A 17,706-nucleotide genomic window follows, 5' to 3' on the forward strand; every position below is an offset into this window, starting at 1 on the left:
AAATTTATTTTCTGGTGCGATATTGCTCGATAGCCGATTTATCACTACCTTTATTCCCACAATCACATTTGCTTTTACCATGAAACGTTATTTCTATTTCGTAGGAGTCTTGCTTCTTTCGCTGGGGAGCGTGGCTACGGCCCAGACTCCGGTTTATCTGGACGATACGAAACCTGTCGAGGAGCGCATCGAAGATGCCTTGTCGCGAATGACCCTTGAAGAGAAGGTGGCCTTGTGTCACGCGCAATCGAAATTCAGTTCGCCGGGGGTTCCCCGATTGGGCTTGCCCGAGAACTGGATGACCGACGGGCCGCACGGCATACGGGCCGAGGTGGCTTGGGACGAGTGGGAGCAGGCCGGTTGGACCAACGACTCGTGCATGGCCTTCCCGGCTCTGACCTGTCTGGCCGCTTCGTGGAACCCCGAGATGGCTCTCTTGTACGGCCGCTCGATAGGTGAGGAGGCTCGCTACCGGAACAAGAATGTGTTGCTGGGCCCCGGGGTGAATATCTACCGCACACCGTTGAACGGACGTAATTTTGAATATATGGGCGAGGACCCCTATCTGGCCTCCGAAATGGTGGTGCCTTATATCGAAGGGGTACAGTCCAACGGGGTAGCCGCCTGTGTAAAGCACTTTGCCTTGAACAACCAGGAGTATGACCGCTATGCGGTCGATGTGGAGGTGAGCGACCGGGCTCTCTACGAGCTCTATCTGCCCGCCTTCCAGGCTGCCGTGCAGCGTGGCAAGGCCTGGGCCATCATGGGGGCCTACAATCGCTACAAGGGGCAGCATTGCTGCCACAACCAATATTTGCTCAACGACATATTGAGGGGCGAATGGGGCTTTGACGGGGTAGTCATCTCCGACTGGGGAGGGGTACACAACACGGTGGAGTCGGCCTATAACGGCCTCGATATGGAGTTTGGTACCGGTACCGACGGTCTGGGCGTGAGTGCGAGCGATGCCTATAATCATTATTTTCTGGCACAACCCTTCCTCGATCTGTTGAAGAAGGGAGAGATTCCCGAGTCGGTCCTCGACGGGAAGGTGCGGAATATCCTGCGACTCATGTATCGCACGACGATGAATCGGAACCGTCCCTTCGGGTCGTTCAAGAATCCGGCACATGCTTTGGCAGCCCGGCAGATAGCCCAGGAGGGTATCGTGCTGTTACAGAATCGCGATAACGTGCTGCCCATACCACTGGACAAGACGAAGAAAATTCTGGTCGTGGGCGAGAATGCCATCAAGATGATGACGGTAGGCGGCGGCAGTTCGTCGCTGAAAGCCTGGTATGAGGTGTCGCCGCTCGACGGCCTGCGGGCCCGGGTAGGCGATGCGGCCGAGGTGGTGTATGCCCGGGGTTATGTGGGCAATACCGACGGTTCGTATAACGGTGTGGTCTCGAAGGTCGACCTGTCGGAGTCACGTTCGGCCGAAGAATTGCTGGCCGAAGCGGTAGGTTTGGCCCGGGAGTCGGACTATGTGATATTTGTCGGAGGTCTTAACAAGAACAGCCAGCAGGATTGCGAGGGGGGCGACCGGATTGCTTACGGTCTACCCTACAATCAGGACCGGGTGATCGAGGCCTTGGCCGCGGCCAATCCCCGCACAGTGGTGGTGCTCATCTCGGGCAATAGCGTGGCGATGCCCTGGGCCGACCGGGTTCCGGCTATCGTCGAGGGGTGGTATTGCGGCAGCGAGGCGGGTAATGCCTTGGCTTCGGTGCTGGTAGGCGACGTGAATCCTTCGGGCAAATTGCCTTTCACGATAGGCAAACAACTGGGAGACTACCACGCCCATGCCTTGAACGACCCTCTGGTCTATCCGGGTGTGGACCACAAGCAGGTATATCGGGACGATATTTTCGTGGGTTACCGTTGGAGCGATCTGCAAAAGGATAGCAAGCCGCTCTTCTGCTTCGGTCATGGACTGAGCTATACCACCTTCGAGTATGGTAAGGTATCGCTCGACCGCAAGCAGATGACCGCCGCCGATACCCTGCGGGTGCGGTTGACGGTGAAGAATAGGGGTAGCCGTGCCGGTGCCGAGGTGGTGCAACTCTATGTGTCCGACCTGAAATCGGCGTTGCCCCGCCCCCTGAAAGAGTTGAAGGGCTTCCGGAAAGTGATGCTGCAACCGGGCGAAAGTCGTGAAGTCGAGTTCCTGCTCGACCGCACGAGCCTCTCTTATTTCGACGACGCGAAGCATGAGTGGGTAGCCGAACCGGGTCGATTTGAGGTGCTGGTAGGAGCCTCTTCGGGCGACATTCGGTCGAAGGCCGGGTTTGAGTTGAAATAGTTTCGGTGAAGTCGTTAGCTTATCGAACCGGATATACGCAAGAAGCTGTCGCCCCGAGGGCGACAGCTTCTTGCTTTATATGGGGGAAGATTGTGTGCGGATTATCCGAATTTGCTGATTTTGCGCAGCCGGTCTTCGTCGATGATTTGAATGCGTCGGCCGTCGACGGTAATGATCTTTTCGTTGGTAAAACTCGACAGGGTGCGAATGGCATTCGAGGTAGTCATGTTCGAGAGGTTGGCCAAGTCTTCCCGAGCCATGTAGATGTTGAGGGTGAGCCCGTCTTCCTCGACACCGTAGTTCTCTTTAAGCACCAGCAGCGACTCGGCCAGCCGACCCCGAATGTGTTTCTGGGTGAGGTTCACCGTGCGGGCGTCCGAGATGCCCAGGTCGTTGGAGAGCTCCTTGATGAAGAACCAGGCCAGCCCGTTGTTCTTGCGGATATACTCCTCGACCAGCGGCATGGGTAAGGAACCTACCGTCGAACTCTCGATGGCGGCAGCGGCCGTGACATAGGGCTCGCGCGAGAAGTAGGCCCGGTAACCGAAATATTGAACCGGACGAATCAACCGAATGATTTGGCTGCGGCCTCCCACACCGTCTTTGTAGATTTTGACTTTCCCTTTCAGCAAGCACATGAGTTGCGAGGGATCCTCTCCTTCGCTGTATATGATTTCGTTTTTCTTGTAGTTCTGAATTTTGAAATTTTCGGCAATCGTGCGTTTTTCTTCATTTTCGAGTAATGCCCAAAAGTCAGACATCTCTTTTTGCAGAATAGACTCTAATGTGCTTTTCTTGACCATTTGCCTTATAACTATGTTTTACAGCACAAAAATAGGCAAAAAATTGATATATTGTTTCTTAAAAGAGTAAAAACATTTGTTTTTTATAATAAATCGAGAGTTGTAGCAATAAAAAATAAGGAGAAAGATTCAAATCTTTCTCCTTTTGAGCTGCTCAGTCAAAAACTGTTTTTTATAGCTTGTTATTGACGAGGTATCGTTCGGCATCGATAGCGGCCTTGCACCCCGAGGCGGCAGCCGTGATGGCCTGGCGGTAGCGGGGATCGGCCACGTCGCCGGCGGCAAATACACCGGGCACGTTGGTAGCCGTCGTGTAGGGGTCGGTAACAATATAGCCGTTTTCGTCGAGATCGATCGAGCCTTTGAATATGTCGGTGTTGGGCTTGTGGCCGATGGCCAGGAAGAAGCCGTCGATAGCGAGGTCGTAGTGCTCTTCGTGGTCGGTATCTTTCCCCTTGACCAGATGTACCCCTTCTACGCCGTTCTCACCGAACAGACCTTCGGCCTGGGTCTCGAACAGGATTTCGATGTTGGGGTTCTCGATAACCCGCTGTTGCATGATGTTGGAGGCCCGCAGGAAGGTTTTGCGCACAATCAGATAGACCTTCGAGGCGAGGTGCGACAGGTATTCGGCCTCTTCGCAGGCGGTATCGCCACCTCCTACCACGGCTACAATCTTCTTGCGGTAGAAGAATCCGTCGCATGTGGCGCAGGCCGATACGCCCAAGCCGGCATATTTGGCTTCGTCGGGGAGACCCAGATACTTGGCCGAGGCTCCGGTCGAAATGATGACGGTGTCGGCTTCGACCACCTTTTCTCCTTCGATGGTGATGCGGTAGGGACGGGTCGAGAAGTCGGCAGCGGTAGCGATACCCCGACGAATGTCGGTACCGAATCGGGCGGCCTGTTTCTTCAAGTCCTCCATCATGTCAAGACCCGATCGGCCATCGGGGTAACCGGGGAAATTTTCTACTTCGCTGGTCGTCGTGAGCTGACCGCCGGGTTGCATGCCCTCGTAGAGGACCGGTGAGAGGTTGGCACGTGCGGCATAGATGGCTGCCGTGTAACCGGCAGGGCCGGAGCCGATGATAAGACAACGGATATGTTCGTTCTGTTCCATAACTTTTGTTCTATCTATTTTAAAGGTGAATAATTAGCGTAAATCGATGATTTCGGCGTTGGGGTACTGTTTCTTGTCGAAAACAAAGGTGGCGTCGGGAAAGTTTTGCCCGGCGGTATATTTCGACAACACAATGGTGCTGCGGGTGCGGTCGCTGTAATAGAGCTGGAACGACTGGGGTGTCCATGACGAGGCGTTGACGGTGATGACCACGCGCTCGATGTTTGTTCCCTTCTTTTTGGGGGTGAGTTCGGCCACCCGCAACTGGCTGTTTTTCGATTTCAGCGCCTTGACGGTGAAGTTCTGTTTGTAGGTATTGATGAGGATATAGGGGTTGATGCTGGCCACCTCGGCGGCAGTGGGCTCGGTGAGGTTCACCTCCTGGGTCGATGCGACATAGGCCCATTGCAGCTGGCCGTTATACCACACGGTCATGGTGGGGGTCTTCCAGTAGAACTTGTTGCCCGCGAGCTTGATAGTGCCGGACTGTTTGTCGACCGGTTCGTTCAGAGCGTTGTAGAGAGTCAGGGTGAAATTGGCCGAGAGGTCACCCGAGCGGCGGAACTTTTCCACCACCTTGTCGAGTGCGGCCGTACCGCTTTGGGCCTGAGCCACCTTGGGGCTGGCCAGGACGAAGAGAGCGGCGACGAATAGGAGAATGCGGTTGATTTTCATTTCATTAATTCCAATTTGTTTTCAAGGGCCATGATGTCCGATATCAATACCTGGCGCGGTTTGCCTCCTTCGCTCGGACCCACGATGCCGGCGGCTTCGAGTTGGTCCATCAATCGGCCGGCCCGGTTGTAGCCGATGGAGTAGCGCCGTTGCAGCGAGGAGGTCGATGCCTGTCCCGAGACGACAATCATCTTGGCGGCCTCTTCGAAGAGGGGGTCGCGGTTGGCAATGTCGTTGCCTCCGCCCGTGTCGCTGTCGGCGTTCTTGTATTCGGGCAGTTCGTAGGCTTCGGGGTATCCCTGTTGCTTGCTGATGTATTCACAGATGCGTTTCACCTCGGGCGTGTCGATGAAGGCGCACTGGATACGCTTCAATTCGCCCCCTTCGGTGAAGAGCATGTCGCCCCGGCCGATGAGCTGGTTGGCACCGGGGGCGTCGAGAATGGTGCGCGAGTCGACCATCTGCATCACCCGGAAGGCGATACGGGCCGGGAAGTTGGCCTTGATGTTACCCGTGATGACCGTCGTCGAGGGGCGCTGGGTGGCGATGACCATGTGGATACCCACGGCACGGGCTTTCTGGGCGATACGGGCGATAGGCATTTCGACATCGCGTCCGGCCATCATGATGAGGTCGGCAAACTCGTCGATGACCACCACGATATAGGGCATGAACTTGTGCCCGTTGTTGGGATTGAGCCGGCGGTGGATAAACTCCTCGTTATACTCCTTGATGGTTCTCACGTTGGCCTTGGCCAGCAGAGCGTAGCGGTTGTCCATCTCGATACAGAGCGAGTTGAGGGTGGCGATAACCTTGTCGCTGTCGGTGATGACCGCCTTCTCGGCATCGGGGAGCTTGGCCATGAAGTGCCGTTCGATGGACGAGTAGATGCTGAACTCGACCATCTTGGGGTCGACCAGTACGAATTTGAGTTGGGCCGGGTGCTTCTTGTAGAGCAGCGAGGTGATGATGGCATTCAGTCCTACCGACTTACCTTGTCCCGTAGCACCGGCTACCAGAATGTGAGGCATCTTGCAGAGGTCGGCAATGAATACCTCGTTGGTAATGCTCTTGCCCAGTGCCAGCGGCAACTCGTATTTGCACTCCTGGAACTTGCGCGAGGCGAGTACCGAGTACATCGAGACCATTTTGGGGTCTTTGTTGGGCACCTCGATACCCACCGTTCCCTTGCCGGGAATGGGGGCGATGATGCGGATACCCAGTGCCGATAGGCTGAGGGCTATATCGTTTTCGAGACTTTTGATGCGGGCGATGCGCACGCCGGCCTCGGGCTTGATTTCGTAGAGGGTGACGGTGGGGCCCACGGTGGCCGTGATGGAGCTGATACCGATGTTGTAGTTTTTCAGCGTCTCGGTGATGAGCTTCTTGTTGGCTGCCTGTTCCTCCATGTTGATTTCGACCTCGCTGCTCTCGCGCTTGTCGAGCAGGTCGAAGGTGGGCCGCTTGTAGTGCGACAGGTCTTTGGTGGGGTCGTAGTCCTCCATGGGTGCCGCCTGCGTAGCCAGTTCCTCGGTCTCGGCCGTCTCGATGACAAACGAGGGATCGCCCGTGTCGATGGTCATTCGTTTGGGCTCTTCGTGGTCGTGAGTAGCGCTCTCCTGCATCTCCTCGGGGGTAGGTATGGGCTCTACCGGAGCATCGAGAAATTCGGGCATCGAGTCGACAGGCTCCTCGTCGGGAGTCGTTTCGGTTGTTTCGATTGACTGATGGGTTGTCGTCTGCTCGGTCTTGGCCGAAGTTTCCTCCTTCGGTTCGTCAGCTCGAACTTCCGGCTCGTCGGTCATCTGGTTCTTATTTTCATCATCAACATCTTCTTCATGAGACTCCTCCGATACCTTGGCAGCCTTGTGTTTGATCGCCTGGATTGCCCGGCCGGTGAGGTTGACCGAAGAGGCCCTACGTATGTAGTCGATAGTCTTGTAGCTGAGGTGCACCAGCAGCACGATGGTAAGTGCCGCAATGAGCAGGGCCGTGCCCCAAGGTCCTATCCAGGCGTTGAGCCATTGGGTGGTGTAGTAGCCGTGGTAGCCGCCCAGGTAGAGGAAGGTGTGGTTGTAGCTGTGCAGGAAGATGAAACCGAAGAAGAGCGAGAGCACGATGATGGAGAGGGCGCAACTGATGGTGAAGCGTATCATGCGCGTGTGCGCTACCTTGATGAAGCGGCGCCCTACCACATAGAGCCACAGAGCCACGATGAAGGCCGAGATACCCATCCACCGATTGATCATGAGGTTGGAGAGATAGGCTCCGAAAGCTCCTGTCCAGTTCTGTATGTCGTTGCTTATCGACGAGAGTTCGCCCACCGACAGGTTTTCGATTTTGCTCTGGTCGGCACTCCCGGTGAAGAAAAACGAGATGAACGAGATGGTGAGGTAGACCGAAAAGATAATGAGAATTATCCCCGTGATAAAACTTGCCTGTTCGTTCTTGAACAGGCCTTTGCGGGGTTTCTCCTCCTGAACCGATCCTTCGGCAGGTGTAGCTCCTTCCAGGGGAGTGGATTGTATTTGGGTTTCGTCTTGATTGGTAGGCATATCGAATAGAGTATCTATACAACTTAATAAGGTACAAATATACGAAAAGGCGAGAGCAAAGACAAACGGAAAACAAAGTTTTCATGTTTAGGCTTGGCCGAGCCGCCTCCTGTATTCTGTAAATATAGCGAAAGGCGAGAGCAAAGACAAACGGAAAACGAAGTTTTCATGTTTAGGCTTGGCCGAGCCGCCTCCTGTATTCGCCTCCCTTCCCGGTCGAGTCCAATTGGGGGGAGCTAATCATTTGGGGCGAACCTTGTGTTTTACGAGTTCTTCCAGAAATAGGAGGTAAACAGGATAAGCACCGTGAACAGTTCGAGACGGCCGATGAGCATGATGAACGAGAGTGTCCACTTACCTACATCGGGAATAAAGGCGTAGCTTCCGACAGGACCGGTGGCTCCGGCACCCGGGCCGATGTTGCTCAGGCACGAGAGAGTCGAGCCGAACGATTCCTCTATCGAGAGACCCAGGGCCGTCAGGATAATGGAGCCGGCAATGAGCACCATGACATATACCAGGATAAAGGCCAGAATCTTGGAGACCACCTCGTGCGAAATAGCCTTGCCATTGACCCGAACCGGCAGTATGGCATTGGGGTGAATTGCCCGGAAAAATTCGTTGCGCGTGTTCTTGGCGAGTACCACCAACCGGTCTATCTTGGCACCACCGCAGGTCGAGCCCGCACAGGCTCCGAAGAACATGAGCAGCAGGAATACCGTGGTGAAGAAGGGCCCCCACGCCACATAGTCGCCTACCGTATAGCCCGTACTGGTGATGACCGTGACTACTTGGGCGAGCGATACCCGCAGGGTTTCTTCAAACGAGTCGTTCTGTCCCGTTGCATACAATCCGGCTGTTACCACAAGGGTGGCTCCTATCACGATAAAGGTGTACCATCGCGTCTCCTCGTTGGAAAAGAGCCGTTTAAAATCGCCGGTGACCGCCCGGTAAACCAGGGCAAAGTTGATGCCGGCGAAGAAAGTAAATATGGTGATGACATAGTCGATGTAAGCCGAATTCCAGTAGTTGAGGCTGGCCTGCTTGGTCGAGAATCCACCCGTGGCCATGGTACTGAATGCGTGGCAGACGGCATCGAAGGGCTCCATCGGGCCCAGGCATAGCAGCAGACAGAGTATGGCGGTGAGCGATACATATACGTACCACAGTTTCTTGGAGGTCTCGCCAATCTTGGGTTTCAGCTTTTCGTGCGAGATACCCGTCACTTCGGAGTTGAAAAGGAACAATCCGCCCTGGTGGTTGAGCATGGGGAGTATGGCGATGGTCAAGAGGATAATACCCATACCGCCGATGAGCTGGATAAAGCTGCGCCAAAAGAGAATGCCGTGGGGCATGGCCTCGACATTTACAAGAATAGAGGCACCGGTGGTGGTCAATCCCGATACCGATTCAAAGAAGGCGTCGGTAATGCTCAACGGGTTGGACATGAGGCAGAAGGGCAACATGCCGAAGACGGTGAAGAAGAACCATATCGAGGTGACAATCAGGTAGCTCTCGCGTTTGCCTACCTCGTTGCGGGCATTCCTGAACAGGTAGAACAGCAGTCCGCCCGTGAAGGCTGTAATCAGGGTCGACAGCAGGAAGGCCGGAGCATCGCCGTCACCGTAGAAGAGAGCGACGAAATAGGGAACGAGCATGAATACCGCCTCCATGCACAGCAACATTCCGATGAATTTCAGTATGACGCGAACATTGATTTTTGCCATATTTTTCGTTCCCCCTCCCTAATTGAACAACTTGTCTATTTTGTGCAGGGCCGTGTCGAGACAGAAGATTACGACGTGGTCATTGGGTTGTATCCAGGTATTACCGGTCACGATCATACCGTGGCCGTTGCGCACCAGACCACCGATGGTCAGGTCCGACGGGAGTTTCAGCTCCTTCACCGGGGCCTTGGTGATTTTGGAGTTCTCCTTGGCCACCAGTTCCATCACTTCGGCGTCCGACAGGGCCAGACACTTGGCATTCGACGAGTCTTCATCGAGCAGCAGCTGGAAGATGCGGCTGGCCGCCAGCAGTTTCTTGTTGATGATGTTGCCGATATTCAACCGTTCGGCCGTGGAGATGAATTGCAGGTTCTCGACCTCGGCGATGGTCTTTTTTACCCCTAGCTCTTTGGCGGTGAGGCAGGCCAAGATGTTGGTCTCGGAGCTGTCGGTGAGGGCAATGAAGGCGTCCATGTCGCGAATGCCCTCCTCTTTCAGCAGGTCGACGTTGCGTCCGTCGCCCTGGATAATGATCACGTCGTTCATGTATTCGGCCAGCTTGTAGCTCTTCTGTCGGTCGCACTCGATGAGCTTGATGTCCATGTCGTCGGGAGCGTAGCCCGAGATGCGAATGGCGATGCGGCTGCCTCCCATGATCATGATTTTGTGGATTTCGGCCTCGCTTTCGCCCGAGAGTTGCTGAATCTCCTGTATGTGGTTGGGCGTGGTGGTGAAATAGGCGATGTCGCCCACCTTGATTTCGTCGTTACCGCGCGGTATGATAGTCTCGTGCAATCGCTTGATGGCCGCAATGTGATATTGGCTGTCGGCGGTGGTGAGTTCGTAGAGTTTCTTGTTGAGAATCTTGGCATTTTCATGCAGTTTGACACTCAGCACGATGAGCTCGCCGTTGCACAACTCGAACCAGTTGCGGGTCCAGGTGTGTCGCAAGGCGGTGATAACCTCTTCGGCCGCCAGCTTTTCGGGGTAGATGAGTTCGTTTACCCCCAGCGAGTCGAAGAAACTTTTGTTCTCGGGCAACAGATATTCGTAGTTGTCGACCCGGGCCAAGGTCTTTTTGGCACCCAGTTTCGAGGCCATGGTGCAAGCCATGATGTTGCGGGTCTCGAATGGCATGACGGCGATAAAGAGGTCGGCCTGGTGAACTTTGGCCTGCTCTAATGTTTGGAATGCAGTGGGGTTGCCCACGATTGTCATGAGGTTGTAATTGGCGTCGAGTTCCCTCAGCTTCTCTTCGTTGTTGTCAATCAGGATAATGTCCTGCTCTTCCCGGGAGAGTAGCTTGGCCAGGTGGGTTCCCACCTCTCCGGCTCCGGCGATGATGATTTTCATAATTAATACCCTTATACTTTCATTTTTACCAATTCCCCGTGAGGGTCGCATAAATGCTCTCTTCGTCGATGCCGCACAACCGGTGTAGCTCTTTGACCGAGCCCTGGGCTATGAAGCGGTCGGGTATTCCCAGCCGTTTGATGCGTGGGGCATAGCCGTTGTCGGCCATAAATTCCAGCACGGCGCTCCCGAATCCGCCAGTGATGCAGCCATCTTCGAGGGTGATGATTCTTTTGTATTTTTTGCCTACTTGGTGCAGTATCTCTTCGTCGAGCGGCTTGACAAATATCATGTCGTAGAGTGCCGCCTGTATGCCTGCCTCCCGGGCTCGTTGCACGGCATGCAGAGCGTCGACCCCGACGGGCCCGATGCTGAGCACGGCCAGGTCGTCGCCTTCGCAGAGTTGCCGCCCCTTGCCGATGGGTATCTCGTGCATGGGGCATCGCCAGTCGACCTGACTGCCGCTTCCCCGCGGATAGCGTATGGCAAAGGGGCCGTGGTTGAGCAACTGGGCCGTGTACATGAGGTGCCGCAGGGTGTGCTCGTCCATGGGGGCGGCGAGGGTCATGTTTGGAATGCAGCGCAGGTAGCTGATGTCGAAGACCCCGTGGTGGGTTACACCGTCTTCGCCCACCAGTCCGGCCCGGTCGATGCAGAAGATAACAGGCAGATTCTGTATGGCCACGTCGTGTATCACCTCGTCGAAGGCTCTTTGCAGGAAGGTCGAGTAGATGCTGCAAAACGGTTGCAGTCCCTCTTTGGCCAGCCCGGCGGCAAAAGTGACGGCATGCTCTTCGGAGATGCCCACGTCGAACGACCGGTGCGGGAAGCGCTCCATCATGAAGCACGACGAGCTGCCCGTGGGCATGGCCGGCGTGATGACGGTAATCTTGTCGTTCTTCTCGGCCAGCTCGACCAGCGTGTGGCCGAAGACGTCCTGGAACTTGGGCGGCTTGTTCCCCTCGGGGTCGCTCTTGCGTTCGCCCGTAGCAGGGTTGAAACAGCCGGGCGCGTGCCAGATGGTGGGCTCTTTCTCGGCCGGTGCATATCCCTTGCCCTTGATGGTGCGCAGGTGCAGTATCTTGGGCCCCGTCATGTTCTTGATGTCGTTCAGCTTGTTGACGATGTTGATGACGTTGTGTCCGTCGATGGGGCCGAAATAGCGAATGTCGAGCCCCTCGAATATGTTCTGCTGCTTGGTGAGCAGCGCTTTCAGACTGTTGTTGAAACGCAGTATGGCACCCCGGTGCTCCTCGTCGATGAGGTTGAAGCGTCGCAGGGTACGGTAGGCGTCGTAGCGCAGTTTGTTGTATCCGCGCGAGGTGGTGATGTTGACCAGATATTCGTTCAATCCGCCCACGTTATGGTCGATGGCCATATCGTTGTCGTTGAGAATGATGAGCAGATTATTGGGATTGATCGAGGCGTTGTTCAATCCTTCAAAGGCCAATCCGCCCGCGATGGAGGCGTCACCGATTACGGCAATCACTTTGCGCTCTTTCTGCTCGTGTTTCAGACGGGTGGCGATGGCCATGCCCAGGGCGGCCGATATGGAGTTGGAGGCGTGCCCGGCGATGAAGGCGTCGTATTCGCTCTCGGCCGGGTTGGGGAACCCGCTCAGTCCGTTCAGTTTGCGTATGGTGTCAAACTGCTCGCGACGGCCGGTGAGAATCTTGTGTCCGTAGGCCTGGTGCCCCACGTCCCACACGATGCGGTCGTAGGGGGTGTCGAACACGTAGTGCAGGGCTACGGTCAGCTCGACGGCACCCATGCTCGACCCGAAGTGTCCCGGGTTATGGGCCAGCGAGTCGATGAGGAAGCGGCGTATCTCGGCACACACCTCGGGCAGCTTTTCGACCGGCAGTTTGCGCAGGTCGGCAGGGAAGTTTATCTGTTTGAGTAGTTCTATGTTTTCGGGTTCCATGGTCACAGCTTTTTATCGACTCGACGGCTCATTTGCCTTTGCTTTCTTGTTTCCACCGTTTATAGAGGGGGACGAATACAATGATTCCCGAGGCGATGACGGCAAACACCACTTGCCCGTCGATGCCTCTCGACCGAATCAATGTTACGGCACAAAAGAGCCATAGCAGTGCGATACACGAAATGCGGAACACATTATATTTTCTCATATCAAATTTTTGGTTTTTCGATGTATTGACACCGACCTCCCGAGTCAACCTACAAATATAGATATTCTTTTGCAAGAAAAGAAAATAATATACCAAAATCGCGGGATAAATAAAAGAGATGGGAAGGTAATAATAAGATAATCAGTCGATTGCCGAATGTGATGTAATCGGGGTCCTGGACGAAGAAAAAACAAAGATGGCGTGTCGCTCCCCGTGCAACACGCCATCTCGATGGGTTTGTGGCGAAAGAGGAATCGGCCGATAACGCTCACTCGATATTCTTCCGCACCCGGGTGAGGTACGCTTTCATGCGGTCGGTATCTTTATGTTCGATGATGTCGAGCAGGGCCGACATCTGCTTCTGTATCTGTTTTACTTGCTGGGGCGTGTTGGGATTGAAAAGAATCTCGGTGAGCAGATAGTCGTCCTCCGAGAGCAGGCCGCGGGCTATCTCCATGTGCTTCTTGAAGGTGGTGCCCGGTGCCTCCTGGTGCTTCATGATCGAGGCGAACACCAGGGTCGAGGTGAAGGGTATCGAGAGGGAGTAGGCGATGGTCTCGTCGTGTTCGCGGAAGGAGTACTCGAAGATGTTGAGCCGCAGGCGCTGGTAGATGTCCTTGAAGAAGACCTTGCCCAGGTGGTCGCCCTCGGTGATGATGATGACGTGTTGCGTACTCAGGTCGCTGAGGTTGGCAAAGGTGGGTCCGAACATGGGGTGGGTCGATACGAAGGGGTGACCCGCCCGGGCGTAGAACTCGGGCAGACCGGTCTTGACCGAGGCGATGTCCGACAGGATCGTGCGGTCGGGCAGGTAGGGGAGTACCGACTCGAAGGCCTCGATGGTGTATTTGACCGTGGCCGCATTGATAACCAGGTCGGGGGCAAACTCGCCTATCTCTTCGGGGCGGGTCATGCGCAGGGTGTTGAAGGCAAACCGCAGCCGGTTGGGGTCTACGTCGTAGAGGGCAACTTCGTGGTCGAAGCTGAGTACGTCGGCAAAGAACGACCCCATCTTGCCGGCGCCGAGGATAACTATTTTCATAGGGCAACGCTGTGGTTGAATGAAACGACTATTGGTTGAGAATCTCCATCTGCTGGTGTACCGACTCCTCGTGAATGGCTTGCATCACCTCTTTCATGAACTCGGCACCCATGCCCAACTCCACGGCCTGGGCCATGCGCTTTTGCAGAATCTCGTCGTAGCGCGAGGTTTGCAACACGGGCATGCTGTGCTCCTTCTTGTATTGACCTATCTCGCGCGACACGCGCATGCGCTTGGCCAGCAGTTCGAGCAGTTGGTTGTCGAGCTGGTCTATCTGGTTGCGCAGCTCTGCGAGGTTCTCGGTGGTCTGGGTCGTTTCACGAATCACCAGCATGTTGAGTATGTAGGAGAGCGCTTCGGGGGTCACCTGCTGGTTCTTGTCGCTCCATGCACAGTCGGGGTCGCAGTGCGACTCGACGATAAGTCCGTCGAAGCCCATGTCCATTGCCTGCTGGCAGAGCGGAGCTACCAGTTCGCGCTTGCCGCCGATGTGGCTGGGGTCGCAGAAGATAGGCAGGTTGGGCAGGCGGCGGCGCAACTCGATGGGAATATGCCACTGGGGCATGTTGCGGTAGAGGTGCTTGTCGTAGCTGCTGAACCCGCGGTGGATTACGCCCAGCCGGCGCAGACCGGCGTTGTAGATGCGCTCGACGGCTCCAATCCACAGTTCCAGGTCGGGGTTCACGGGGTTCTTGATCAGTACGGGAATATCCACTCCTTTCAAGGCGTCGGCAATCTCCTGCACGGCAAAGGGGTTGGCCGTGGTGCGGGCACCTATCCACAAGATGTCGATGCCGTGTTTGAGGGCCTCGAACACGTGGCGCTCGGTAGCTACCTCGGTGGCAGTGTACATGCCGGTCTCCTCTTTTACCCGTTTGAGCCAGGCCAGTCCTTCTACGCCTACACCCTCGAAACCTCCCGGTTTGGTGCGGGGTTTCCATATTCCGGCGCGGAATATCTTGATACCCTGTTCGGCCAGTTGGCGGGCGGTGTTCATGACTTGTTCTTCGGTCTCGGCACTGCAAGGGCCGGCTATGATGAGGGGGCGTTTGCGGTCGATCCCAGGCAGTAAAATCGGTTGTAAATCTTTCATGACGGTATATAAGTTTTAGAATTTTACGGATTGGATTCGTTGTAAGGCTTCGTTCATTCGCTCCTCGGTGGCACAGAGCGAGATGCGCAGGTAGCGGTTGCCGCGGCTACCGAAGATGAATCCCGGGGTGACAAAGACGCGGGCTTCGTGAAGTATCCGGTCGGCCAGCGACTCGGCGTCGGGTGCCGTGTCGGGGATTCGGCCCCAAAGGAACAGTCCCACCTGCGACGGGTCGTAGCGGCAGTCGAGTGCCTGCATGATTCGTTCGGCTATCTGGCGGCGGGAGCGGTAGACGCGGTTTACCTCGTCGTACCATTCGGGACCGCACGAGAGTGCCTTGATGGCTGCACTCTGCAACGGGCGGAACATGCCCGAGTCGATATTGCTCTTTACCCGCAATATCCACTCGACGAACCGGGGGTTGGAGGCCAGCATGCCGATGCGCCAACCGGCCATGTTGTGCGACTTGCTCAGCGAGTTCATCTCGATGCAGCACTCCCGGGCTCCGGGAACCGACAGCAGACTGAGGGGCCGGTCGTTGAGGATAAAGCTGTATGGATTGTCGTTGACGATGACGATGCCGTGACGCCGGCCAAACTCCACCAGCCGGGTGAAGAGCTCGGTCGAGGCGTTGGCTCCGGTGGGCATGTTGGGGTAGTTGACCCACATGAGTTTGATGCGGTCGAGCGGCATCGATTCGAGTTGGTCGAAGTCGGGTTGCCACCCGTTTGCCTCGTCGAGGTCGTAGGTGAAAATCTCGGCTTCGGCCAGCCGGCTCACCGAACTGTAAGTGGGGTAGCCGGGGTTGGGCACCAGTACTCCGTCGCCGGGATTGAGGAAGGCAAGGCTGATGTGCAGGATTCCCTCTTTCGACCCGATAAGGGGTTGTATCTCCCGTTGCGGGTCGAGCTCTACGCCGTACCAGCGGGCATACCAGTCGGCAAACGCCCGGCGCAATTCGGGAATACCCACATAGGGCTGGTAGCTGTGCGTGTCGGGGCGTCGGCTCTCGGCACACAAGGTTTCGATGGTCTCGGTGTGAGGCGGTCGGTCGGGGCCGCCAATACCCAGGCTGATGATGTCGAGCCCGCGGGCGTTCAGCGCGGCAATCTCTTTCAATTTGCGCGAGAAGTAGTATTCGCTCACGCTGTTTACCCGGTTGGCGGGACGTATGGTATCAAAGGGGTTGGTTGAATTCTGCATATTCTCCGAGTATTTTGAAGTTCTTGGTCAATGGTCGTATGGCTTCGAGCGACTGTTTGTAGCGGGTGAAGTTGTCGAAGGTGAGGTCGATGTAAAAGCGGTATTCCCATTCCCGCCCGATGATGGGCATCGATTGGATTTTCGACAGGTTGATGTCGTAGAAGGAGAGTATCGTGAGCACCTTCGACAGACTGCCCTGCGTGTGGGGCAGGCTGAATACCAGCGACGACTTGTTGATGCGTTTGCCGGCGGTGAGCAGGTCGCTGTAAAGCGGGTCGGCCATGATGAGGAATCGGGTGAAGTTGCGCTTGTTGGTCTCGATGCCCTCGGCCAGAATGTTCAGTCCGTAAATCTCGGCAGCCAGCCGGCCGCAAATGGCGGCATGTCCTTCGAGCCGTTGCTGGGCTATCTCCTGTGCGCTGCCCGCCGTGTCGTCCTTCTCCACCAGTTTCATGCGGGGGTGGGCTTTGAGAAACTCGCCGCACTGCATCAGTGCCATGGGGTGGGAGTTTACCTCGCGAATGTCGTCGAGTTTCTCGCCCGGCAGGGCTGCCAGCACGTGCGAGATGCGTAATTTGTATTCCCCCACGACGTTTAGATTGCTTTTGCGCAGCAGTTCGTGATTTTGCAGCAGGCTGCCGGCGATGGTATTCTCAATGGCCATGATGCCCAGCAGGGAGTGGTCGTGCGCCATGCGGTCGAACATCTCGGGGAAGGTGGTGCAGGCGACGGTCTCAATATCCTCCTCGCCGAAATAGGCTCGTGCGGCGGCTTCGTGATAACAACCGGCTATGCCTTGTATGGTAACTCTTTTCTTCATAGGTCGAAAATAAAAAATCCCGTTCGTGCAATGAACGGGATTTTATTGAATATGTGTTATTGTCTTGTTTTACATCATGTTTATTTGCATAAAACCCCGTTTTTATTTTGGCCCAAAATAAAAATAAAAGTAAAAGTAATATGCAAAATCAAAATTCTTCATTGTTCCTCTGTGGTGAGTTTCGTGTTGCAAATGTAATGAAATCATTTTTCAATCCAAACAAATCGTTATAAATTTTTCGATAAAACGATAATTTTTTTATTCCATTTGAGAGCTGCGTGTACATTGTGTTTGGGTGTGCACCGAGCTTGGAAGAAAAATAGAAGGGCGGGAGAGGACGAACCCCGCATTTTTTCACTACCTTTGTAATCATAATAATGGAATGAGTTATGGAAGTTTCGGAACAAAAACTTTTCTCTGCTTTGTGCGGGACCTTTTGTGCGGCTGTGGAAAAGGCTCGTGCAGAGTCCATGTCGCTGACCGACATGTATGTACAGGTGAAATATGACGACCAGCAGGTTGTCGTGTATGACGATGCCGACGGGGTGCTGGCTCAGGCTACCATCGAAGAGCTCGACGAGTGGCGCACGGCTCACGAAGGCGAGCCGTCGGAAGCGGCATTGATTGCCTTGCTGAGAAAGGTATTGGAACACGACGAGGTGAACCAGGCTCTTCACACGTTGGATTTCATATCGCCCTTCTCGGTCGTGCTGGTGAATGCCGAAATGGAACCGGTGGCCGACCTCGTTACCCTTGACGACGAGAATGTCTATCTGCACGACGATTTCTGGGAGAAGATGGACAAGGAGCTCGACGATTTCTTTGAACAACTCATGGCCGATACCAAGTGAGGCGGCTCTCCCATTGAGGGTGAGCCT

The 17,706-nt window shown here is 55.3% G+C and carries 14 protein-coding genes; 2 read left to right on the plus strand and 12 right to left on the minus strand.

Going from position 1 to position 17,706, the window contains the following annotated elements; genetic code table 11:
• Positions 1-79: 79 nt before the first annotated feature.
• The gene (locus BARVI_RS12460; RefSeq protein WP_025279513.1) at positions 80-2,305 is read left to right on the plus strand and encodes a glycoside hydrolase family 3 C-terminal domain-containing protein; all 2,226 of its coding nucleotides are present in this window, start codon (positions 80-82) and stop codon (positions 2,303-2,305) included.
• A 101-nt stretch (positions 2,306-2,406) separates the two neighbouring features.
• On the opposite strand, the gene BARVI_RS12465 is transcribed toward BARVI_RS12460, so the two are convergent.
• The 12 genes from BARVI_RS12465 to BARVI_RS12520 form a co-directional block, all read right to left on the minus strand.
• Positions 2,407-3,108 carry a Crp/Fnr family transcriptional regulator gene (locus BARVI_RS12465; RefSeq protein WP_025279514.1) on the minus strand — a complete coding sequence of 234 codons (702 nt, stop codon included), beginning with the start codon at positions 3,106-3,108 and terminating at the stop codon, positions 2,407-2,409.
• A gap of 172 nt (positions 3,109-3,280) precedes the next feature.
• A complete protein-coding gene (gene trxB, locus BARVI_RS12470) occupies positions 3,281-4,228 on the minus strand; it encodes a thioredoxin-disulfide reductase (RefSeq protein ID WP_025279515.1) in 948 nt (315 codons plus the stop codon).
• Between the two features lie 33 nt (positions 4,229-4,261).
• Positions 4,262-4,903, minus strand: coding sequence for a LolA family protein (locus BARVI_RS12475; RefSeq protein ID WP_025279516.1), 642 nt, complete (start codon positions 4,901-4,903; stop codon positions 4,262-4,264).
• Positions 4,900-7,458, minus strand: coding sequence for an FtsK/SpoIIIE family DNA translocase (locus tag BARVI_RS12480; RefSeq protein ID WP_025279517.1), 2,559 nt, complete (start codon positions 7,456-7,458; stop codon positions 4,900-4,902). Before BARVI_RS12480 ends, BARVI_RS12475 begins: the two co-directional genes overlap by 4 nt.
• 263 nt (positions 7,459-7,721) lie before the next feature.
• Entirely contained in the window at positions 7,722-9,185 is a 1,464-nt protein-coding gene (locus BARVI_RS12485; protein WP_038534402.1) for a TrkH family potassium uptake protein, read from the minus strand.
• Between the two features lie 18 nt (positions 9,186-9,203).
• Positions 9,204-10,538, minus strand: coding sequence for a Trk system potassium transporter TrkA (trkA, locus tag BARVI_RS12490; RefSeq protein ID WP_025279519.1), 1,335 nt, complete (start codon positions 10,536-10,538; stop codon positions 9,204-9,206).
• A gap of 25 nt (positions 10,539-10,563) precedes the next feature.
• The gene (gene dxs, locus BARVI_RS12495) at positions 10,564-12,462 is read right to left on the minus strand and encodes a 1-deoxy-D-xylulose-5-phosphate synthase (protein WP_025279520.1); all 1,899 of its coding nucleotides are present in this window, start codon (positions 12,460-12,462) and stop codon (positions 10,564-10,566) included.
• Positions 12,463-12,490: 28 nt separating this feature from the next.
• Positions 12,491-12,670 (minus strand): hypothetical protein, encoded by a 180-nt coding sequence (locus BARVI_RS12500; protein ID WP_025279521.1) that lies wholly within the window; start codon positions 12,668-12,670, stop codon positions 12,491-12,493.
• A 268-nt stretch (positions 12,671-12,938) separates the two neighbouring features.
• Complete coding sequence (locus BARVI_RS12505; protein ID WP_025279522.1) at positions 12,939-13,712, minus strand: prephenate dehydrogenase; 774 nt, start codon at positions 13,710-13,712, stop codon at positions 12,939-12,941.
• A 28-nt stretch (positions 13,713-13,740) separates the two neighbouring features.
• Positions 13,741-14,805, minus strand: coding sequence for a bifunctional 3-deoxy-7-phosphoheptulonate synthase/chorismate mutase type II (locus BARVI_RS12510; protein ID WP_025279523.1), 1,065 nt, complete (start codon positions 14,803-14,805; stop codon positions 13,741-13,743).
• Between the two features lie 15 nt (positions 14,806-14,820).
• Positions 14,821-16,008: a pyridoxal phosphate-dependent aminotransferase gene (locus BARVI_RS12515; protein WP_025279524.1), complete on the minus strand. Its 1,188-nt coding sequence runs from the start codon at positions 16,006-16,008 to the stop codon at positions 14,821-14,823.
• Positions 15,983-16,828 carry a prephenate dehydratase gene (locus BARVI_RS12520; RefSeq protein ID WP_025279525.1) on the minus strand — a complete coding sequence of 282 codons (846 nt, stop codon included), beginning with the start codon at positions 16,826-16,828 and terminating at the stop codon, positions 15,983-15,985. Before BARVI_RS12520 ends, BARVI_RS12515 begins: the two co-directional genes overlap by 26 nt.
• Positions 16,829-17,217: 389 nt before the next feature.
• Here BARVI_RS12520 and BARVI_RS12525 point away from each other — a divergent pair, with 389 nt between their 5' ends.
• Positions 17,218-17,679 (plus strand): hypothetical protein, encoded by a 462-nt coding sequence (locus BARVI_RS12525; protein WP_157232599.1) that lies wholly within the window; start codon positions 17,218-17,220, stop codon positions 17,677-17,679.
• Positions 17,680-17,706: the final 27 nt, after the last annotated feature.

The organism is Barnesiella viscericola DSM 18177, from assembly GCF_000512915.1.
In the GTDB taxonomy this organism is placed as follows: domain Bacteria; phylum Bacteroidota; class Bacteroidia; order Bacteroidales; family Barnesiellaceae; genus Barnesiella; species Barnesiella viscericola.